14 protein-coding genes are annotated in these 20,498 nt (G+C 63.4%); 7 read left to right on the top strand and 7 right to left on the bottom strand.

All coding sequences use genetic code 11. The features are described from left to right. Nucleotides 1-8: 8 nt before the first annotated feature. Genes nuoI through nuoN form a run of 6 tightly spaced genes read left to right on the top strand, consistent with a single transcriptional unit; the run spans nucleotide 9 to nucleotide 6,263 of the window. Nucleotides 9-557, top strand: a complete 549-nt coding sequence (gene nuoI / locus C7A17_RS22965; RefSeq protein WP_106740964.1) for an NADH-quinone oxidoreductase subunit NuoI — start codon at nucleotides 9-11, stop codon at nucleotides 555-557. Nucleotides 558-567: 10 nt separating this feature from the next. Beyond that, a complete protein-coding gene (gene nuoJ / locus C7A17_RS22960) occupies nucleotides 568-1,077 on the top strand; it encodes an NADH-quinone oxidoreductase subunit J (protein WP_106740962.1) in 510 nt (169 codons plus the stop codon). Next, on the top strand, nucleotides 1,074-1,382 hold the full coding sequence (gene nuoK, locus C7A17_RS22955; RefSeq protein WP_106740960.1) for an NADH-quinone oxidoreductase subunit NuoK: 309 nt from the start codon (nucleotides 1,074-1,076) through the stop codon (nucleotides 1,380-1,382). The genes nuoJ and nuoK overlap by 4 nt, the downstream gene beginning before the upstream one ends. Continuing rightward, nucleotides 1,379-3,229: an NADH-quinone oxidoreductase subunit L gene (gene nuoL, locus C7A17_RS22950; RefSeq protein ID WP_106740957.1), complete on the top strand. Its 1,851-nt coding sequence runs from the start codon at nucleotides 1,379-1,381 to the stop codon at nucleotides 3,227-3,229. Before nuoK ends, nuoL begins: the two co-directional genes overlap by 4 nt. Nucleotides 3,230-3,244: 15 nt before the next feature. Further along, nucleotides 3,245-4,774 carry an NADH-quinone oxidoreductase subunit M gene (gene nuoM, locus C7A17_RS22945; RefSeq protein ID WP_106740954.1) on the top strand — a complete coding sequence of 510 codons (1,530 nt, stop codon included), beginning with the start codon at nucleotides 3,245-3,247 and terminating at the stop codon, nucleotides 4,772-4,774. Between the two features lie 19 nt (nucleotides 4,775-4,793). Continuing rightward, nucleotides 4,794-6,263: an NADH-quinone oxidoreductase subunit NuoN gene (gene nuoN / locus C7A17_RS22940; protein ID WP_199796363.1), complete on the top strand. Its 1,470-nt coding sequence runs from the start codon at nucleotides 4,794-4,796 to the stop codon at nucleotides 6,261-6,263. 117 nt (nucleotides 6,264-6,380) lie between these two features. Here nuoN and tam read toward each other — a convergent pair whose 3' ends face one another. Further along, on the bottom strand, nucleotides 6,381-7,142 hold the full coding sequence (gene tam / locus C7A17_RS22935) for a trans-aconitate 2-methyltransferase (RefSeq protein WP_106740949.1): 762 nt from the start codon (nucleotides 7,140-7,142) through the stop codon (nucleotides 6,381-6,383). 327 nt (nucleotides 7,143-7,469) lie between these two features. Between tam and C7A17_RS22930 the strand changes: the two genes are divergently transcribed. Beyond that, the gene (locus C7A17_RS22930) at nucleotides 7,470-8,477 is read left to right on the top strand and encodes a TRAP transporter substrate-binding protein (protein ID WP_106740946.1); all 1,008 of its coding nucleotides are present in this window, start codon (nucleotides 7,470-7,472) and stop codon (nucleotides 8,475-8,477) included. Between the two features lie 9 nt (nucleotides 8,478-8,486). Here C7A17_RS22930 and C7A17_RS22925 read toward each other — a convergent pair whose 3' ends face one another. The 6 genes from C7A17_RS22925 to tpx all read right to left on the bottom strand — a co-directional run bounded on the left by C7A17_RS22925 (nucleotide 8,487) and on the right by tpx (nucleotide 20,470). Continuing rightward, nucleotides 8,487-10,538 carry a putative bifunctional diguanylate cyclase/phosphodiesterase gene (locus C7A17_RS22925; RefSeq protein ID WP_106740943.1) on the bottom strand — a complete coding sequence of 684 codons (2,052 nt, stop codon included), beginning with the start codon at nucleotides 10,536-10,538 and terminating at the stop codon, nucleotides 8,487-8,489. A 183-nt stretch (nucleotides 10,539-10,721) separates the two neighbouring features. After that, nucleotides 10,722-12,215 (bottom strand): efflux transporter outer membrane subunit, encoded by a 1,494-nt coding sequence (locus tag C7A17_RS22920; protein ID WP_106740941.1) that lies wholly within the window; start codon nucleotides 12,213-12,215, stop codon nucleotides 10,722-10,724. Further along, nucleotides 12,212-15,316, bottom strand: a complete 3,105-nt coding sequence (locus C7A17_RS22915; RefSeq protein WP_106740938.1) for an efflux RND transporter permease subunit — start codon at nucleotides 15,314-15,316, stop codon at nucleotides 12,212-12,214. The genes C7A17_RS22920 and C7A17_RS22915 overlap by 4 nt, the downstream gene beginning before the upstream one ends. 106 nt (nucleotides 15,317-15,422) lie before the next feature. After that, nucleotides 15,423-18,515 (bottom strand): MdtB/MuxB family multidrug efflux RND transporter permease subunit, encoded by a 3,093-nt coding sequence (locus tag C7A17_RS22910; protein ID WP_106740935.1) that lies wholly within the window; start codon nucleotides 18,513-18,515, stop codon nucleotides 15,423-15,425. Continuing rightward, nucleotides 18,512-19,747, bottom strand: coding sequence for an MdtA/MuxA family multidrug efflux RND transporter periplasmic adaptor subunit (locus tag C7A17_RS22905; RefSeq protein WP_106740933.1), 1,236 nt, complete (start codon nucleotides 19,745-19,747; stop codon nucleotides 18,512-18,514). Before C7A17_RS22905 ends, C7A17_RS22910 begins: the two co-directional genes overlap by 4 nt. 222 nt (nucleotides 19,748-19,969) lie before the next feature. Further along, complete coding sequence (gene tpx / locus C7A17_RS22900) at nucleotides 19,970-20,470, bottom strand: thiol peroxidase (protein WP_106740930.1); 501 nt, start codon at nucleotides 20,468-20,470, stop codon at nucleotides 19,970-19,972. Between the last annotated feature and the right edge of the window lie 28 nt (nucleotides 20,471-20,498).

The following is a 20,498-nucleotide window of genomic DNA, read 5'->3' as shown; positions in this document are numbered from 1 at the left end:
AGATGACAATGTTCAAGTACATCTGGGGCATCCTGGTTGGCACCGCCACCCAGTTGCGCAGCCTGGCCATGGTGTTCAGCCATGGCTTTCGCAAGCGCGACACCCTGCAATACCCGGAAGAGCCCGTTTACCTGCCGCCGCGCTACCGTGGTCGCATCGTCCTGACCCGTGACCCCGACGGCGAAGAGCGCTGCGTCGCCTGCAACCTGTGCGCCGTGGCCTGCCCGGTCGGCTGCATCTCGCTGCAGAAGGCCGAGACCGACGACGGGCGCTGGTACCCGGAGTTCTTCCGCATCAACTTCTCGCGCTGCATCTTCTGCGGCCTGTGCGAGGAGGCCTGCCCGACCACTGCGATCCAGCTCACCCCCGATTTCGAAATGGGCGAGTTCAAGCGTCAGGATCTGGTGTACGAGAAGGAAGACCTGCTGATCAGCGGCCCAGGCAAGAACCCGGACTACAACTTCTACCGCGTTGCCGGTATGGCCATCGCCGGCAAGCCGAAAGGCGCCGCGCAGAACGAGGCCGAGCCGATCAACGTGAAGAGCCTGCTGCCTTGAGGAGCTGCTGATGGAATTCGCTTTCTACTTCTGCGCCGGGGTGGCCGTTGCTGCAACGGTTGGCGTCGTCACCCACACCAACCCGGTGCACGCCCTGCTCTATCTGATCGTTTCGCTGCTGGCGGTATCGATGGTGTTCTTCAGCCTCGGCGCTCCCTTTGCCGGCGCACTGGAGATCATCGTCTACGCCGGCGCCATCATGGTGCTGTTCGTGTTCGTGGTGATGATGCTCAACCTCGGCCCGGCGGCCGTGACTCAGGAGCGCAAATGGCTGACGCCCGGCATCTGGTTCGGCCCGGCGATTCTCAGTGCGCTGCTGCTGGCGCAACTGCTGTACGCCCTGTTCATCCAGCCCAGTGGTGCAGTCATCGGCCACACCAGCGTCGAAGCCAAGGCCGTCGGCATCAGCCTGTTCGGCCCCTACCTGCTGGCCGTCGAACTGGCCGCGCTGCTGCTGCTCGCCGCCCTGGTCGCCGCCTTCCACCTGGGCCGCCACGACGCCAAGGAGCCAACCCTATGACCGGCATCCCCATGGAGCACGGCCTGGCACTGGCCGCTGCCCTGTTCAGCATCGGCCTGATCGGCCTGATGGTGCGCCGCAACATTCTCTTCGTATTGATGAGCCTGGAAGTGATGATGAACGCCGCCGCCCTCGCCTTCGTTGTGGCCGGGGCCCGCTGGGGCCAGCCTGACGGCCAGGTGATGTTCATCATGGTGATCACCCTGGCAGCCGCCGAGGCCAGTATCGGCCTGGCGATCCTGCTGCAGCTGTATCGCCGCTTCAATACCCTCGATATCGACGCTGCCAGCGAGATGCGCGGATGAATCTTCTAGCCCTGACTCTATTCTTCCCGCTGCTTGGCTGGTTCCTGCTGGCCTTCTCGCGCGGGCGACTCTCGGAAAACACCAGCGCGGTGATCGGCGTCGGCTCCATCGGCCTGGCCGCTGCCAGCGCGGCGGTGACCATCTTCCAGTTCCTTGGCAACCCACCAGCAGGTGGCTCTTACAGCCTGACCCTGTGGCAGTGGATGAACGTCGACGGCCTCGCGCCGAGCTTCACCCTGTACCTGGACGGACTGGCCGTGACCATGCTCGGCGTGGTCACTGGCGTTGGCTTCCTGATCCATCTGTTCGCCAGCTGGTACATGCGTGGTGAGGAAGGCTATTCGCGCTTCTTCGCCTATACCAACCTGTTCATCTTCAGCATGTTGCTGCTGGTACTGGGCGACAACCTGCTGGTGCTGTTCTTCGGCTGGGAAGGCGTGGGCCTGTGCTCGTACCTGCTGATCGGCTTCTACTACAAGCACGTGCCCAACGGTAACGCCGCGCTCAAGGCGTTCATCGTCACCCGCGTCGGCGATGTGTTCCTGATGATTGGCCTGTTCCTGCTGTTCCTCAACCTCGGCACCCTGAACATCCAGGAGCTGATGGTGCTGGCACCGCAGAAATACGTGGCCGGTGACACCTGGCTGTGGGTCGCCACGCTGATGCTGCTCGGCGGCGCGGTGGGCAAATCCGCCCAGTTGCCGCTGCAGACCTGGCTGGCCGACGCGATGGCCGGCCCGACCCCGGTGTCGGCGCTGATCCACGCAGCGACCATGGTCACTGCGGGCGTCTACCTGATCGCCCGTACCCATGGCCTGTTCCTGCTGACCCCGGAGATTCTCCACCTGGTCGGCGTCGTCGGCGGCGTGACCCTGGTACTGGCCGGCTTCGCCGCGCTGGTGCAGACCGATATCAAGCGCATCCTCGCCTACTCGACCATGAGCCAGATCGGCTACATGTTCCTGGCCCTGGGCGTCGGCGCCTGGGACGCGGCGATCTTCCACCTGATGACCCACGCCTTCTTCAAGGCGCTGCTGTTCCTCGCCTCCGGTGCAGTGATCCATGCCTGCCACCACGAGCAGAACATCTTCAGGATGGGTGGCCTGTGGAAGAAACTGCCGCTGGCTTACGCCAGCTTCATCGTCGGTGGCGCCGCTCTGGCTGCGCTGCCGCTGCTGACCGCCGGTTTCTACTCCAAGGACGAGATTCTCTGGGAAGCCTTCGCCAGTGGTAACAGCGGCCTGCTCTATGCCGGTCTGGCCGGCGCCTTCCTGACCTCGATCTACACCTTCCGCCTGATCTTCATCGCCTTCCACGGCGAGCAGAAGACCGAGGCTCACGCAGGTCATGGCATCGCCCACAACCTGCCGCTGATGGTGCTGATCGTGCTGTCGACCTTCATCGGCGCCTGGATCACTCCGCCGCTGGCCGGCGTGCTGCCGCAGAGCGTTGGCCATGCCGGTGGCGAGGCCAAGCACAGCCTGGAGATCGTCTCGGGCTGCATCGCCCTGGCCGGTATCCTCCTGGCGGCGCTGCTGTTCCTAGGCAAGCGCAGTTTCGCCACGGCAGTTGCGCAGAGCGCCCCGGGCCGCTTCCTGTCGGCCTGGTGGTTCGCCGCCTGGGGCTTCGACTGGCTCTACGACAAACTTTTCGTGCAGCCCTACCTGCTGCTGTGCCGCCTGCTGCGCCGCGACCCGATCGACCGTGGTCTGCGTGCAGTGCCACTGCTGGCGCGTGGTGGCAACGCCCTGCTGTCGAGCAGCCAGACCGGCCAGACCCGCTGGTACGCCGTATCCATAGCGGCCGGCGCAGTGCTGGTACTCGCCGTCATCCTCTTTCTGAGCTAAGGAACGCAGCCTGTCATGATTCTGCCCTGGCTAATCCTGATTCCCTTCATCGGCGGCCTGCTCTGCTGGCAGCTTGAACGCTTCGGCAATGTGCTGCCGCGCTGGATCGCCCTGATCACCATGGGCCTGCTGTTCGGCTTGAGCCTGTGGCTGTGGCTGACCGGCGACTTCGGTCTGGCTCCTGCACCCGGCAGCGATCCGCGCTGGGCCCACGAATTCGTGGTGGACTGGATACCGCGTCTGGGTATCACCATCCACCTGGCGATGGACGGTCTGTCGATCCTCATGGTGGTGCTCACCGGCCTGCTCGGTGTGCTCTCGGTACTCTGCTCGTGGAACGAGATCCAGAACCGCGTCGGCTTCTTCCACCTCAACCTGATGTGGATTCTCGGTGGCGTGGTCGGCGTGTTCCTCGCGGTCGACCTGTTCCTGTTCTTCTTCTTCTGGGAAATGATGCTGGTGCCGATGTACTTCCTCATCGCGCTCTGGGGTCATAGCGGCAGCGACGGCAAGACCCGCATCACCGCCGCCACCAAGTTCTTCATCTTCACTCAGGCCAGCGGCCTGCTGATGCTGCTGTCGATCCTCGCCCTGGTGTTCGTGCACTTCAATCAGACCGGCCTGCTGACCTTCAACTATGCCGACCTGCTGAAGACCGAACTGGCACCCGGCACCGAATACCTGCTGATGCTCGGCTTCTTCATCGCCTTCGCGGTGAAGTTCCCGGTGGTGCCGGTGCACTCCTGGCTACCGGACGCGCACGCCCAGGCGCCCACCGCCGGCTCGGTGGATCTGGCCGGTATCCTGCTGAAAACCGCGGCTTACGGCCTGATGCGCTTCGCCCTGCCGCTGTTCCCCAATGCCTCGGCCGAGTTCGCGCCGATCGCTCAGTGGCTTGGCGTATTCGCCATCGTCTATGGCGCCCTGCTGTCGTTCGCACAGACCGACATCAAGCGCCTGGTGGCTTACTCCAGCGTGTCGCACATGGGCTTCGTGCTGATCGCGATCTACTCCGGCAGCCTGATCGCCCTGCAGGGCGCGGTCGTGCAGATGGTCGCCCACGGCCTGTCCGCCGCAGCGCTGTTCATCCTCTGCGGCCAGTTGTACGAGCGCATCCACACCCGCGACCTGCGCGAAATGGGCGGCATCTGGGCGCGCATGCCCTGGTTGCCAGCCATCAGTCTTTTTTTCGCTGCTGCCGCCCTGGGGCTGCCGGGTACCGGTAACTTCGTCGGTGAGTTCCTGATTCTGCTCGGCAGTTTCCCGAGTGCGCCGTGGGTCGTGGTACTGGCCGCAACCGGCCTGGTGCTGGGCTCGGTGTATGCACTGGCAATGATCCACCGCGCTTACTTCGGCCCGGTGAAGAACGAAGCGGCGCTGCCAGGACTCAAGGCGCGCGAGCTGAGCATGGTGCTTGGCCTTGGCGTGCTGCTGATTCTGCTCGGCGTTTACCCGCAACCGGTGCTAGACACCTCCGCTGCCAGCATGCAAGGCGTGCAGCAGTGGATCGCGGGCGCCCTCACTCAACTCGCTTCGGCTCGGTAGCCTTATGGAACATCACGCTGTGGAATTCACGACCCAACACCTGATCGCCCTGTTGCCGCTGGTGGTCACCAGTGTGACCGTGCTGGTGGTGATGCTGGCCGTCGCCGCCAAACGCAATCACGCCCTGACGTTCATTCTCTCGGTCATCGGCCTGAACCTGGCCTTGCTGTCACTGATCCCGGCCATGGGCGTGGCACCAATCCAGGTCACCCCGCTGCTGCTGGTCGACAGCTTCGCCGGCTATTACATGGCCCTGGTGCTGGCCTCGACCCTGGCCTGCGTCACCCTGATCCATGCCTATCTGGGCGCTGACTCTGGCAAGGGCTATCCGGGCAACCGCGAGGAAATGTACCTGCTGATCCTGCTCTCGGCCGCCGGCGGCCTGGTGCTGGTCAGCGCGCAGAACCTGGCCGGACTGTTCATTGGCCTGGAACTGCTGTCGGTACCGACTTACGGCATGATCGGTTACGCCTTTTTCAACAAGCGCTCACTGGAAGCCGGTATCAAGTACATGGTGCTGTCGGCCGCCGGTTCGGCGTTCCTGCTGTTCGGCATGGCCCTGCTCTATGCGGAGTCCGGCAGCCTGGCCTTTACCGAAATCGGCGCGAGCCTGGCCAATGGCAGCAGCCTGATCGTGGAAATCGGCATCGGCATGATGCTGATCGGCCTGGCCTTCAAGCTGTCGCTGGTACCCTTCCACCTGTGGACGCCAGATGTCTACGAAGGCGCTCCGGCACCGGTGGCGGCGTTCCTCGCCACCGCCAGCAAGATCGCCGTATTCGCCGTGCTGCTGCGGCTGTACCAGATCTCCCCGGCGACCGCTGGCGGCTGGCTGAACGAGCTGCTGACGCTGCTGGCTGTGGCCTCTATCCTCTTCGGTAACCTGCTGGCGCTGCTGCAGAACAACCTCAAGCGTCTGCTTGGCTATTCCTCCATCGCCCACTTCGGTTACCTGCTGGTGGCGTTGGTAGCCAGCAAAGGCCTGGCCGTGGAAGCCATCGGCGTCTACCTGGCCACCTATGTACTGACCAGCCTCGGTGCGTTCGGCGTGATCACCCTGATGTCCACGCCGTACAGCGGCCGCGATGCCGATGCGCTGTACGAGTACCGCGGCCTGTTCTGGCGCCGTCCGTACCTGACCGCCGTGCTGACGGTGATGATGCTGTCGCTGGCCGGCATCCCGCTGACTGCCGGCTTCATCGGAAAGTTCTACGTGATCGCCGCGGGTGTCGAAGCGCAACTGTGGTGGCTGCTCGGTGCCATGGTGCTGGGTAGCGCCATTGGCGTGTTCTACTACCTGCGCGTGATGGTTACCCTGTTCATGCGCGAACCCAACCTGCATCGCCACGATGCACCGTTCGACTGGGGCCAGCGTGCCGGCGGCATCATGCTGCTGGTGGTCGCCCTGCTCGCCTTCTTCCTCGGCGTCTACCCGCAGCCGCTGCTGGAACTGGTGCAACAGGCCGGCCTGGTCGCCCTGGCGCAGTAAACGAAAAGCCCCGCAGATGCGGGGCTTTTTCATGGTGCGTGATTATCGCGGCTAAAGCCCCTCCCACAAGTCACACTGAAACTGTGGGAGGGGGCTTTAGCCGCGAGCGTTTATGACCTAGCGCCGGGCCACGAGGAACAGACGCGGGAATGGCAACAGCACACGGCCATCGGCCTGCGCCGGATAGGCTTCACTGACGGCGGCCAGGTAACGCTCGAGAAACGCAGCCTGCTGCTCGGCATCCAGCGGTTGCAGGAACGGCCGCAGCGCCGTCGACTTGAACCACTCCACCACCGCTGCCGCATCGTCGAGCACATGGAAGTAGGTGGTGCGCCAGATATCCAGCTCGCTGCAGTGCGGGCCCAGGATGTCGTAGTAGGCCTGCGCGCTATGTCGCTGCGGGTGGCTTACTTCACCGATGCGCGCCGCCCATGGCCCATCGGCTGCCACGTCGCGCGCCAGGCGATGGGCTGGTTCCTGCAGATTGTCCGGCGTCTGGATCGCCAGCCAGCCCCCCACAGCCAACTGCGCGAGCAGGTGCGGATAAAGCCGGGCATGATCCGGCAACCACTGCAGCGAGGCGTTGGCCAGAATCAGTTGCGGAGCTTCGCTGGCGCGCCAGTGCTGGATATCCGCCAGATCGAAGCGAATTTTCGGCAAACGCTCGCGAGCCGCGCGCACCATGTCCTCACTATTATCGAGGCCAAGCACGCGTGCCGCCGGCACATGCTCTTGCAGCACCTGCGTGGAGTTGCCTGGGCCACAGCCCAGATCCACGGCCAGGTCGATTCCGTGATTCGGCACTGAAGCAAGCAGGTCGTACACCGGTCGGGTGCGCTGACGCTCGAACAGCCTGTATTGCTGAACGGACCAACTCATCGTCTGACTCCTGATGGCAACGAGGTCTGCAGGATAACAGGCTCTCTAGCACATCCAGCGTACGAGCAACCGGCAATTTTCCGCTCTTGCACAGCACATAAGTGGCGGATATCCGCCACCCTCTGTGAGCCAGATCACAGCCTTTTTACCGCCGCGAGCAGGCTGGCGGAAACTCGCCACAATGGCATAACCCTTGCCACAAAAGGCCCAGCTTTGCTCTGACGAACAGGTGCTGCCACGCGTCTCTCGGCCTGATCCCACGACAAAGCCACCAACACGAGGCGGCCCCAAAGCCACCCCACAACCGATAAGAAGAAAGGTAGCAGTATGTTCAACTCGATCCGCGCCGTGGCCGTCTGCGCCCTGGCGTTAGCCTCTCTCGGCGCCACTGCGGTGCTGGCCGATGAACCTATCCTGATCAAGTTCTCCCACGTCGTCGCCGATAGCACGCCCAAGGGCCAAGGCGCCCTGCTGTTCAAGGAGCTGGTCGAGCAACGTCTGGCTGGCAAGGTTCGTGTCGAGGTTTACCCCAACTCCAGCCTCTACGGCGACGCCAACGAGCTGGAGGCGCTGCGCAATGACGACGTACAACTGCTGGCACCGTCCCTGGCCAAGTTCGAGCAATACACCAAGCAGCTGCAGGTGTTCGACCTGCCTTTCCTGTTCGATGACCTCGAAGCAGTCAACCGCTTCCAGAAGCGCGCCAAGGGCCGCCAGTTGCTGCGCTCGATGGAAGATCACAACATCGTCGGCCTGGCTTACTGGCACAACGGGATGAAGCAGCTCTCGGCAACCCGTGCGCTGAAGCTGCCGGGTGACGCCAATGGCCTGAGCTTCCGTATCCAGCCGTCCGCTGTGCTGGAAGCGCAATTCGGCCAACTGGGCGCAAAAACGCAGAAACTGCCATTTTCCGAGGTATTCAAAGCGCTGCAGAGTGGCCAGGTACAAGGCGCGGAAAACCCTTGGTCGAATATCTACAGCCAGAAACTGCACGATGTGCAGCCCTTCATCAGCGAGACCAATCACGGCGTGCTCGACTACATGCTGGTGAGCAACTCACGCTTCTGGTACGGCATCCCGCATCAGGTGCGCATGGAGCTCGAAAGCATCATCGACGAGGTCACCTACGCAGTTAACAAACAGGCCGAAGCCGCCAATCAGAACGATCGCCAGCGCATCATCGATTCCGGTCGCAGCCAGGTGATCAGTCTCAGTGCCGAGGAACGTCAGGCCTGGCGTGATGCCATGCGCCCGGTGTGGCAGCAGTTCGAACCGGTAATCGGCAGCGACGTGATCAAGGCCGCGCAAACGGTCAATCGCAAGAAGCGCGACTGATCGCGGCCCTCACTCAGTGGGCAAGTGCTCAGCCGGTAGCGGATGGCCGAGCAGATAGCCCTGCAGTGAGTCGCAGCCCAACTGGGTAAGAAACGCCTGCTGCTCGGGCGTTTCCACCCCTTCGGCGACGATACGCAGGTTCAACGCCTGCCCCAGCGCCACGATGGCGGAGACGATGGCGACATCGTCACCGTCATGCTCCAGGTCACGCACGAAACCACGGTCGATCTTCAACTCGTTGGCTGGCAGGCGTTTGAGATAGAGCAGGCTCGAATAGCCGGTACCGAAATCGTCGATGGCGATATCCACGCCCATCTCGACCAGCCGCTCGAGAATCTCCTGACTGGCGCCCACATCGTGCATGGCGGTGCTTTCAGTGATTTCCAGGGTCAGGCAATTGGCCGGCAGGCCGTGGCGCTCCAAGGTCTGCCGTACGTTCTCGACCAGCTCGCTGTGGCAGAACTGCAGCGCCGAGAGGTTGACCGCGACGCGCCAATCCTCATGACCCTGGTCATACCACAGACGCATCTGCCGACACGCTTCGTCCAGCACCCAGTCCCCGATGGGAATGATCAGCCCGGTCTTCTCCGCCAGACCGATGAAGTGGATCGGCGCCAACAACCCCTGCTGCGGGTGCTGCCAGCGCAGTAGGGCTTCGGCGCCGAGCATACGCCCGCTTTCGCTGGCGAACTTGGGCTGGTAGTGCAAACGAAACTCGCCACGCTCCAGCGCCACGCGCAGATCGTGCAACAGCTGCAACTGCTGCCGGGCATTGGAGTTCATCGAACTCTCGAAGAAGCTGTAGCCGTTCTTGCCCAGACTCTTGGCGTGGTACATCGCCGCATCGGCGTTGATCAACAGATCCTGCTGGTCGATGCCATCGCCGGGATACAGGGTGATACCGACGCTGGTCGACACCCGCAATTCATGGCCGTCTATGTCGAATGCCTGACCGAGCAGCCCCACCACATGACTGGCAACCTTGACCGCATCGTCCGGGTGGCGCAGCTCGGCCAGCAGCACGAACTCGTCACCACCAATACGCGCCAGGCTGTCATGGGCCCGCAGATGGGCGCGCAAACGCTGGGCCACGGCTACCAGCAACAGATCGCCGACATGATGACCGAAGGCATCGTTGACGGGTTTGAAGCCGTCCAGATCCATGAACAACAAGGCGAAGTAGCCGCCGTTGCGCTGCACCTTGAGAATGCTCTGGCCAATCCGATCCTCCAGCAGCAGCCGGTTGGGTAGCTTGGTCAGGCTATCGTGCAGGGCCAGTTGGGTGAGCTCTGCATTGGCCTTGGCCAACGAGCTGTTGAGCAGTTCCGTGCGCGCCTCAAGGCGGGCGTCGAGAATCGACGTCAACAGGGCAATGACCAACACGGCGAAGGTGGTGACGATCACCAGGCTGGCCAGCCAACGACTGTCCAGACCGCTGAAAGCAGCGCCGCACAGGCTGCCCTCGGGAAAGCTCGCTGCAGCCATCCCGGTGTAGTGCATGCCGACGATGGCGAAGCCCATGATCACCGCCGCGCCGGCTCGGGCCAGGCGCACGTAAGGCGTATGTCGGCGCAAGCGGAAGGCGATCAACAATGCCGCCCCCGATGCCGCGACCGCGATCAGCAGCGACAAGGCGAACAACAGCGGATCGTAGTCGATGCCTGGCTGCATGCGCATCGCCGCCATGCCGATGTAGTGCATCGCGCCAATGCCAGCACCCATGGCCAACGAGCCCAGCGCGATATGCCAAATAGGCAGCTCGGGCTGGCTCACCAACCATAGGGCGAAACCCGAGGCGAGCATGGCGATGGCCAGCGACAGCAAGGTGATGGTCAGATCGTAACCGAGGGGGATTGGCAGGCTGAAGGCGAGCATGCCGACGAAGTGCATCGACCAGATGCCGATACCCATCGCCACAGCACCGCCAACGATCCACAGGACGCGCGCGGCACCCAGGGCGCTGGCGATGCGTCCAGCCAGATCGAGCGCCGTATACGAAGCCAGAATGGCGACACAAAGCGAAAGCGCTACCAGGGATGAATCGTAACTACCAATCAGCATCGAAGAGCTCTGAGTAGAAAACGCACGACCGAAGGACGTTATCCGCCCCACATCCCTGATGGCCAGTTGCGATTACTGAAGACAACGCGACGAATACTAACGGAAAGTTAGCCTTAGGGTCAGGAAAATAATGCCTAGGCTCCGCACCACAGGTACCTATGCTCGGCGCTTTTTCGTGCAGCCCTAGCGAGCCTCTTCCTCACCCGTGGTAATAGCCGCCGGATCGTGCAATTGCTCCAGCTGCCACCCCCCGCCAAGGGCCGCGATCAATTGCACGCTGGCAGTCAGCCGGCTGCCGAGCAGGGTCAGGTTGGAGCGCTCATTGCTCAGCGCAGTGGCTTGCACGGTAACCACGCTGTTGTAGTCCACGGTACCGGCGCGGTACTGGTTCTCGATCAGGCGTAGCGACTCGCGCGCAGCATCCAGCGCCTGCTGCTGGATACCGCTCTCCTGCTCCAGCACCCGCAGTTGCACCAGGTAATCCTCGACCTCACGGAAGCTGTCCAGGACAGACTGGCGGTACTGAGCCACAGTCTGGTCGTAGGCGGCTTCGGTACGTTCCAGCTCGGCACGCCGCGCGCCGCCATCGAACAGAGTCAGCGCCAGTTGCGGGCCGAGCGACCAGAAGCGGTTCGGCACTTCGATCCAGTCGGCGAAGCTGCTGCCGCGGTAGCCGCCAGTGGCGGAAATGCTCAGATCAGGGAACCACGCGGCTTCGGCCACACCGATCTGCGCATTGGCGGCCATCACCCGACGCTCCGCTGCCGCAACGTCCGGACGACGTTCGAGCAACTGCGACGGCAACGCCACAGGAATCGCCGGCAAGGCCGGCAGACTTTCACGCGGGGCAATGGACAGTTCCGCCGGGCTGACGCCCACCAGCACGGCAATCGCATGCTCCAACTGCGCGCGCTGCCACTGTAGATCGATGGCCTGTGCCTGGGTGCTCCTGAGCTGGGTAGTGGCCTGGGTCACGTCGGACTTGGGCACGATACCGGCCTTGTACTGGTTTTCGGTCAGCCGCAATGAGCGTTGATAGGCCGCCACGGTCGCGTCGAGCAGACGCTTCTGCTCATCCAGAACGCGCAATTGCAGATAGCTCTGCACCAGTTCGCTCTGCAGGCTAAGACGCGCTGCAGCGAGATCGGCTGCACTGGCGTCGTACTCGGCCCGACTTGCCTCAAGGCCCCGGCGCAGCTTGCCCCAGATATCCAGTTCCCAGGCCGCATTGAGGCTCAGGTCATAGCTCTTGGAAATGCGTGAGGCGCTCGAACCGCTGACGGCGACGCCATCGGAGGTTCTCAGCGTGCTATCACCACCGCCCTGCCCGGCGCGCGTCATCCCGGCGCTACCGGACAACGTGGGATAGAAACTGGCCCGAGCGCTGCGCACCAAGGCACGCGCCTGACGATACTGAGCTTCGGCTGCAGCCAGGTTCTGGTTGGACACCTGCAGACGTTCGACCAATGCATTCAACTCAGCGTCGCCGTATAGCGCCCACCAGTTGCCACGCTCCAATGCGTCTGCCGGGGACGCGGCCTTCCAACCCTCGACCTGCTTGAACTGCGCAGGCGCCGCTAATTCGGGACGCTGATAGTCAGGGCCCAGAGCGCACCCGCCGAGCACGCTGGCCAACAGCAGAGAGACGAGGGTTCGGGCAAAGGGAGCTCGGTTCATAGCGGATTTTCCAACGAAGCATCGGTACGCACGCCGCGCCAGCGATTGACACGGTGGCGCAGGCGGTCGAAGTAGAGATAGATCACCGGTGTGGTGTACAGGGTCAGCAACTGGCTGAGCACCAGGCCACCAACGATGGTGACGCCCAGTGGCTGGCGCATTTCCGAGCCCTCCGCGCTGCCCAGCACCAGTGGCAAGGCACCGAGAATGGCCGCCAGAGTGGTCATCAGGATCGGCCGGAAGCGCAGCAGACAGGCGCGACGGATCGATTCCTGCGGGCTGAGCTTCTCGCCGCGCTCCAGCTGCAGGGCGAGGTCGACCATCAGGATGGCGTTCTTCTTGACGATGCCGATCAGTAGGAACAGGCCCAACAGCGAAATCAGGCTGAACTCCATGCCCACCAGTTGCAACGCCAGCAAGGCACCGACGCCGGCAGATGGCAGGGTCGAGAGAATGGTCAACGGGTGCACGTAGCTCTCGTAAAGCACGCCAAGCACCAGATACACGACCACCAGCGCCAGCAGGATCATCAGCGGCTGGTTGTCCTGGGCCTTCTGGAATGCGGCGCCGGTACCGCCCAGCGTGCCCTGTACCTCAGTCGGCAGATTGAGCCGGGCGATGGCCACGTCGATGGCGCGGGTAGCCTGATCCAGGCTCACCCCCTCGGCCAGCGAGAAACCGATGTTCTCCACGGCGAACTGGCCCTGGTGGCTGACCCTGTCGTTCTCCAGGCTGCGCTCCCAATGGGCAAAGGTAGACAACGGCACACGCGTGCCCTCGTCGGTGATCAGCTGAATCTGGTTCAACGCTTCGGGATGCTGGGCATATTTGGGGTTGATCTCCATCACCACGCTGTACTGGTTCAGCGCTTCATAGATGGTCGAGACCTGACGCTGACTGAAGGCGTTGTTGAGCACGGCGGTGATCATGTCCATGTCCACGCCCAGGCGGCGTGCCGCCTCGCGGTCGACCACCAGGCGAATCTGCTGGGCACCCTCGGTTTCCCGGGCATCGATACCGGTCAGCTCGGGCAGCGCGCGCAGCGTCTCGCGCACCTGCGGCAGCCAGGTGCGCAGCACATCGAGATCGTCGGACAGCAGCATGTACTCGTTTTCCGAACTGCGTCCCTGGCGCCCGCCCATCTGCAAGTCCTGATCCGGCATCAGGAACATGCGCCCGCCCGGCACCTTGGGTACGCTGGTACGCAGGCGGTTGATCACGTCCTGGGCGGAATCGCTGCGCTGGGCGATGGGTTTGAGGCGCACGATCATGAAGGCATTGTTGATACCGCCACTGCCGCCGATGAAACCGGCCACGCTTTCCACCGCCGGATCAGCCAGCACTGCGTTGCGGAAGATTTCCATTTTCGGTTGCATGACCTGAAACGAGAGGCCGTCATCGCCACGGATGAAGCCGATCAACTGGCCGGTGTCCTGCTGCGGCATGAAGGTCTTGGGCACGCTGACGAACAGGTAGACATTCAACGCGATGGTCGCCAGGAAGCTCAGCAGCATCAGCAGTGAATGGCGCAGCGCCCAGTCCAGGCTACGGCCGTAGAACGCCAGTACGCGGTTCTGCAGGCGATCGCCCCATTGCTGCAAGCGCCCGCGGGGCTGCTCGTCCTCGGGTTTGAGCCAGCGTGCGCAAAGCATGGGCGTCAGCGTCAGCGACACCAGCAGGGAAATCACCACGGCTACGGCCAGAGTCAGGGAAAACTCGCGGAACAGCCGCTCGATGATGCCGCCCATGAACAGGATGGAGACGAACACCGCCACCAGCGACAGATTCATCGACAGCAGCGTGAAGCCCACCTCGCGGGTGCCCTTGAGCGCTGCCTCCATCGGCTTCTCGCCATTGTGGATATGCCGGGAGATGTTCTCCAGCACCACAATGGCGTCGTCCACCACCAGGCCGGTGGCGATGATCAGCGCCATCAGTGACAGGTTGTTGAGCGAGAAATCCAGCAGGTACATGGCGGCGAAACTGCCGATCAGCGATACCGGCACTGCCAGCGCCGGGATCAACGCGGCACGCCAACGGCCGAGGAAAGCCAGCACCACCAGGATCACCAGGCCCACGGCGATCAGCAGCGTCTGCTCGGCCTCGTGCAGGGTGGCGCGGATCACCGGCGAACGATCCATGGCGATTTCCAGCTCGACGCTGGCCGGAATCACCTCACGCAGTGCCGGCAGCTCGGCGCGAATGTCGCTGATGGTCTGCAGGATGTTCGCCCCGCTCTGCCGGTTGATTACCAGCAGCACCGAGTCCTTGTCGTTATAGAAACCGCTGTTGTAACGATCCTCGACGCCATCGGTGACGGTCGCCACGTCGCCCAGGCGCACCGCGGCGCCGTCCTGATAACGGATGATCATCGGGATGTAATCGGCAGCCTTGGCCAACTGGTCGCTGGCCTGTACCTGCCAGCGGCGCTGTTCGTCCTCTACCGCGCCCTTGGGTTTGAGGGCGTTGCTTGCGGAGATGGCCTGGCGCACTTCGTCGAGGGCGATGCCGTACTGGTCGAGCAGGCGCGGCTCCAGTGCCACGCGCACCGCCGGCAATGAACTGCCGCCGACCTGCACCTCGCCGACGCCGGTTACCTGCGACAGCTTTTGCGCCAGGATGGTCGAGGCCACATCGTAGAGCTGGCCTTTGTTCAGCGTGTCGCTGGTCAGCGAAATGACCATGATCGGCGCTTGCGAGGGGTTGATCTTGCGGTAGCTGGGCATGGTGCGCATGCCACTGGGCAGCAGCTCGCGTGCGGCGTTGATTGCCGCCTGTACCTCACGGGCCGCGGTATTGATGTCCTTGTTCAGGTCGAACTCGACCATGATCCGCGTGCTGCCCTGGCTGCTGTTGCTGTTCATCTGGTTGACGCCGGCGATGCTGCCCAGCGAGCGCTCCAGCGGGGTGGCCACGGTTGCCGCCATGATCTGCGGGCTGGCACCAGGCAGGTTGGCCTGCACGGTTATCACCGGGAAATCCATGTTCGGCAGCGGTGACACCGGCAACAGGCCGAAGCTGACCCCGCCGAGCAACATGATCGCCAGGCTCAGCAGCAGGGTCGCCACAGGGCGACGGATGAAGGGAGCGGACAGGTTCATGCGTGATTGGCCCCGCCCAGGCTTCGCCAATCCCGTAGGAGCGGCTTCAGCCGCGAACAGACCGGTGCAGCATATTCGCGGCTGAAGCCGCTCCTACGCCGGGAGCTCATACCGCCACCCCGGCCGCGCTGCGGCCGCTGACACGCCGTGACAGGCGGTCGAAGTACAGGTAGATAACCGGCGTGGTGAACAGCGTCAGCACCTGGCTGACCAGCAGGCCGCCGACCATCACCAGCCCCAGCGGCTGACGCAGTTCGGCGCCGGAGCCGGATGCCAGCATCAGCGGCACCGCACCGAACAGTGCAGCCAGGGTGGTCATCAGGATCGGTCGGAAACGTAGCAACGCGGCCTGGTAGATCGCCGCCTCCGGCGCCATGCCCTGATGACGCTCTGCCTCCAGGGCGAAGTCGATCATCATGATGGCGTTCTTCTTGACGATACCGATCAGCAGGATGATGCCGATGATGGCGATCAGGCCCAGATCGTTACCGGTCAAGAGCAGCGCCAGCAAGGCGCCGACACCGGCCGACGGCAGCGTGGAGAGAATGGTGATCGGGTGGATGTAGCTCTCGTAGAGCACGCCGAGCACGATGTACATGGTGACGATGGCCGCCAGGATCAGCAGCAGCGTCGAGGACAGCGACGCACGGAACGCCTCGGCCGCCCCCTGGAACTGCGTGTCGATCGCGCCGGGTAGACCGATGTCGGCCTCCACCTGCTCGATCACCGCCACCGCCTCGCCCAGCGATACGCCTGGCGCCAGGTTGAACGACAGGGTCACCGCCGGGAACTGGCCGATATGGTTGATCAGCAGGCTTGCCGGGCGCTCCTCGATGTGCGCCAGCGATGACAGCGGCACCTGACCGCCTTCAGCGGTGGCAACGTGGATCTGCCCCAGCGCGGCCATGCCGATACGCCCACCGTCACGGCTTTCCAGCACCACGCGGTACTGGCTGGCCTGGGTGTAGATGGTGCTGATCTGGCGCTGACCGAAGGCATCGTAAAGTGCGTCGTCGATGGTGCTGACGCTCACGCCCAGGCGCGATGCGGCGTCGCGGTCGATCTGCAGATACACCTGCAGGCCACGGTTCTGCAGGTCGCTGGCCACGTCAGTCAGCTCCGGCTGCTCGCGCAGTGCCTCGACCAGGCGCGGTGTCCACTCTTCCAGCAAGGCGCTTTCCGGCGACTCCAGGGTGAACTGGAATTGCGTGCGGCTGATGCGATCCTCGATGGTCAGATCCTGCACCGGCTGCATGTACAACTCGATGCCGGGAATGCGCGCCAGCTCGGGACGCAGCCGATCAATCACCTCGCTCGCCGTCACGTCGCGCTCAGCGTGCGGTTTGAGATTGATCAGCAGGCGGCCGCTATTGAGCGTCGGGTTGTCACCGTCCACGCCAATCGAAGACGACAGGCTGGCCACCGCCGGATCACGCAGGATCACATCGGCCAGGCGCTGCTGGCGCTCGCTCATGGCGCTGAAGGAAATCGACTGCGGCGCCTCGGAAATGCCCTGGATCACTCCGGTGTCCTGCACCGGGAAGAAGCCCTTGGGCACGGCCAGGTACAGCAGCACGGTCAGGCCCATGGTGGCGATGGCCACCAGCAGGGTCAGCGGCTGATGACGCAGCACCCACTGCAACCACACGCCGTAGCGCTCGATCATCGAATCGATCACACCACCGGCCGCATGGTAGAAGCGCCCCTCTTCCTCAGGCTTCTCGGCCTTGAGCAGGCGCGCGCACATCATTGGCGTCAGCGTCAGCGATACCACCAGGGAAATCATGATCGCCACCGCCAGAGTAATGGCGAACTCACGGAACAGCCGCCCCACCACATCCGCCATGAACAGCAGCGGGATCAGCACGGCGATCAGCGACAGGGTCAGCGACACCAGGGTGAAGCCGATCTGCCGGGCGCCCTTGAGCGCGGCGTTGAGCGGCGTTTCGCCTTCTTCCAGATGGCGGGCGATGTTCTCCAGCATGACGATGGCGTCGTCCACCACGAAGCCGGTGGCAATGGTCAGAGCCATCAGCGTCAGGTTGTTGATGGTGAAGCCGGCCAGGTACATCACGCCGAAGGTACCGATCAGCGACAGTGGCACCACCACCGAGGGAATGATGGTCGCCGACAGTTTGCGCAGGAACAGGAAGGTCACCAGCACCACCAGGGTGATGGCCAGCAGCAGTTCGTGCTGCACGTCGCGTACGGCGGCGCGGATGGTCTGGGTGCGGTCGGTGAGCACCTTGACCTCGACGCTGGCCGGCAGGCTTTCGGTCAGGTGCGGCAACAGGGTCTGGATGCGGTCGACCACGTCGATGACGTTGGCGCCGGGCTGGCGCTGCACGTTGACCAGCACCGCCTGGTTGCGGTCGGCCCAGGCAGCCAGGCGCTCGTTCTCGGCGCCGTCGACGATCTCGGCGACATCCTTCAGGCGCAGCGCAGCGCCGTTCTCGTAGCTGAGGATCAGCTCGCGGTATTCCTCGACCGAGCGCAACTGGTCGTTGGCGTCGAGCTGCGACACGCGGGTCGGCCCGTCGAAGTTGCCCTTGGGCTGGTTGACGTTACTGGCGGTGATCAGGCTGCGCACGTCCGCCAGGCTCAGGCCATAGGCTGCCAGAGCTTCCGGGTTGACGCGGATACGCACGGCCGGCCGCTGGCCACCGGCCAGGGTGACCAGGCCGACACCACTGGTTTGCGCCAGTTTCTGCGCCAGGCGGGTATCGACCAGATCGTTGACCTGCGGCAGCGGCAGGCTCTTGGAGCTGACCGCCAGGGTCAGCACCGGCGTGTCGGCCGGGTTGACCTTGTTGTACACCGGCGGTGCCGGCAGATCATTGGGCAGCAGGTTGCTCGCCGCATTGATCGCCGCCTGCACTTCCTGCTCGGCCACCGCCAACGACACTTCCAGATTGAAGCGCAGGGTGATCACCGAAGCGCCGCCCGAGCTGGTCGACGACATCTGCTTGAGGCCGGCCATCTGCCCGAACTGGCGTTCCAGCGGCGCGGTGACGGCACTGGTCATCACGTCCGGGCTGGCACCGGGATACAGGGTGAGTACGCGAATGGTCGGGTAATCCACCTCTGGTAGCGCCGAGACCGGCAGCATGCGGTAGGCAATCAAGCCGCTGAGGAAGATCGCCACCATCAACAGCGTGGTGGCGACCGGCCGCAGGATGAACGGGCGGGAGATGTTCATGCGCCAGTCCGCGGGCTGCCGGAGCGTTTGCTGCTGTCAGGCGCTGCGCTTTGCGTCGGCTGTTCGGCCTGTTTGGAGTCGATCACTTCGACCTCGGCGCCGTCACGCAGGCGGTCGGAGCCTTCCAGCACCAGACGTTCGCCCGGCTGCACACCCTCCTCGACCAGCGTGTCTTCGCCATTGCTGGCGGCGGCATTGACCAGACGGATGCTGACCTTGTTCTCGCCATCGACCACGTAGACGAAGGTGCCGCGATTGCCGAACTGCAGCGACGAGGACGGGATGATGGTGGCCGCCTCGCGGGTTTCCACGCGCAGGCGCACATTGACGAACTGGTTGGGGAACAACATCTGCTCGGCGTTCTCGAAACGTGCCTTGAGCTTGACCGTACCGGTGGCGGTGTCGATCTGATTGTCGAGGCTTTCCAGCACGCCATCGGCCAACTTCAGGCGCTCGCCGCGATCCCAGGCCTCCACCTTTAGCGTCTCGTCGTTGCGCACACGCTTGAGCACTGCGGGCAGATCGCCTTCGGGAATGGTGAAGATCACCGAAATCGGATCGGTCTGGGTGATCACCACCAGCGGCGTGGTATCACCGCTGCTGACCAGGTTACCCACGTCCAGCTGACGCAGGCCCAGGCGACCGCTGATGGGCGCGCGAATCTGCGTGAACTCGAGGTTGAGCTTGGCGGTGGCGACATCGGCCTGGTTGCTCTTGATGCTGCCGCGGTACTGGTTGACCAGCGCACGCTGGGTGTCGAGGGTTTGTTTGGCGATGCTGTCCTCGGCGTACAGACCTTCATAGCGCGCCAGATCGAGTTCGGCGTTGGTGAGTTGCGCCTGGTTCTCCTGCAGCGCCCCCTGCGCCTGCTGCAGTGCCACCTCATAGGAGCGCGGGTCGATCACCGCCAGCAGGTCGCCGGCCTTGACCTGTTGCCCTTCGGTGAACAGCGCCTTGACCAGCTCGCCATCCACCCGCGAGCGCACGTTGACGGTGTTGTAGGCAGTCACCGTGCCCAGCGCTTTCAGCTCGATGGCAAAATCCGCCTGCCTGACCTCAGCCACACGCACCGGCGTCGGTCCCATGTCGCCAAAACGGCCACGCCCCGCCTGTTGCGATTGCGGCTCACTCGGCCAGAACCACCACAGCAGCAGAAACAGCACGGCGAGCAGGGTCAGGCCGACCAGCCATTGGCGGGAGGTTTTGGAAGAGGTCGCGGATGCATTGGACATGGCAGAAAACGAGTCACTTCTTTAGGGAGTCGGAACGATAAGCACTGGCCGGTGGCAAGCAAAGTCTATTTACCGGCTTTTTACTCTCTTCTTACGTAACTAACTGTTTGGATCAGCGAACAATTTATGGCGAGCAAGAGACTGCCGCGTGCACACGGCGTTCGCCCGCAGGCACAAATAAAAACGGCCTGCTAGGCAGGCCGTCTGTTTTTCACTTGCCGCTTACTTGAGTACGGCCAGGGCTGCTGCGTAGTTCGGCTCGTCGGCGATTTCGCCGACCAGCTCGCTGTGCAGCACCTTGTCGTTCTCGTCCAGCACCACCACCGCACGGGCAGCCAGACCGGCCAGCGGGCCACTGGCGATTGCTACGCCGTAGTTTTTGAGGAAATCGGCGCCGCGCAGGGTCGACAGATTGACCACGCTTTCCAGACCTTCGGCACCGCAGAAACGCGCCTGGGCGAACGGCAGGTCAGCGGAGATGCACAGCACCACTGTGTTGTTCAACTGACTGGCCTCGGCGTTGAACTTGCGCACGGAGGTGGCGCAAGTCGGGGTGTCGACGCTCGGGAAGATGTTCAGCACCTTGCGCTTGCCGGCCAGGCTGGCCAGGGTGACGTCGCTCAGGTTGCCAGCGACCAGGCTGAAAGCCGGAGCCTGTTGGCCTACGCTCGGCAGTTGACCATCGACCTGCACCGGGTTGCCTTTGAGGGTGACTTGCGCCATGGGAGTTTCCTTATCGTTCAGGGAGTTG

The organism is Pseudomonas mendocina (genome assembly GCF_003008615.1).
Taxonomy (GTDB): Bacteria; Pseudomonadota; Gammaproteobacteria; order Pseudomonadales; family Pseudomonadaceae; genus Aquipseudomonas; species Aquipseudomonas mendocina_C.
Note: the sequence above shows the minus strand (reverse complement) of the source record. Positions and strands in the feature narration are given on the sequence as shown.

What these genes read in the sequence shown, in the direction of transcription:
- nuoM (WP_106740954.1), top strand. Translation starts at nt 3,245, where the DNA reads ATGATTCTGCCCTGGCTAATCCTGATTCCCTTCATCGGCGGCCTGCTC.
- C7A17_RS22930 (WP_106740946.1), top strand. Translation starts at nt 7,470, where the DNA reads ATGTTCAACTCGATCCGCGCCGTGGCCGTCTGCGCCCTGGCGTTAGCC.
- nuoJ (WP_106740962.1), top strand. Translation starts at nt 568, where the DNA reads ATGGAATTCGCTTTCTACTTCTGCGCCGGGGTGGCCGTTGCTGCAACG.
- C7A17_RS22910 (WP_106740935.1), bottom strand. Translation starts at nt 18,515, where the DNA reads ATGAACATCTCCCGCCCGTTCATCCTGCGGCCGGTCGCCACCACGCTG.
- nuoL (WP_106740957.1), top strand. Translation starts at nt 1,379, where the DNA reads ATGAATCTTCTAGCCCTGACTCTATTCTTCCCGCTGCTTGGCTGGTTC.
- C7A17_RS22925 (WP_106740943.1), bottom strand. Translation starts at nt 10,538, where the DNA reads ATGCTGATTGGTAGTTACGATTCATCCCTGGTAGCGCTTTCGCTTTGT.
- tam (WP_106740949.1), bottom strand. Translation starts at nt 7,142, where the DNA reads ATGAGTTGGTCCGTTCAGCAATACAGGCTGTTCGAGCGTCAGCGCACC.
- C7A17_RS22915 (WP_106740938.1), bottom strand. Translation starts at nt 15,316, where the DNA reads ATGAACCTGTCCGCTCCCTTCATCCGTCGCCCTGTGGCGACCCTGCTG.
- C7A17_RS22920 (WP_106740941.1), bottom strand. Translation starts at nt 12,215, where the DNA reads ATGAACCGAGCTCCCTTTGCCCGAACCCTCGTCTCTCTGCTGTTGGCC.
- nuoK (WP_106740960.1), top strand. Translation starts at nt 1,074, where the DNA reads ATGACCGGCATCCCCATGGAGCACGGCCTGGCACTGGCCGCTGCCCTG.
- C7A17_RS22905 (WP_106740933.1), bottom strand. Translation starts at nt 19,747, where the DNA reads ATGTCCAATGCATCCGCGACCTCTTCCAAAACCTCCCGCCAATGGCTG.
- nuoI (WP_106740964.1), top strand. Translation starts at nt 9, where the DNA reads ATGTTCAAGTACATCTGGGGCATCCTGGTTGGCACCGCCACCCAGTTG.
- tpx (WP_106740930.1), bottom strand. Translation starts at nt 20,470, where the DNA reads ATGGCGCAAGTCACCCTCAAAGGCAACCCGGTGCAGGTCGATGGTCAA.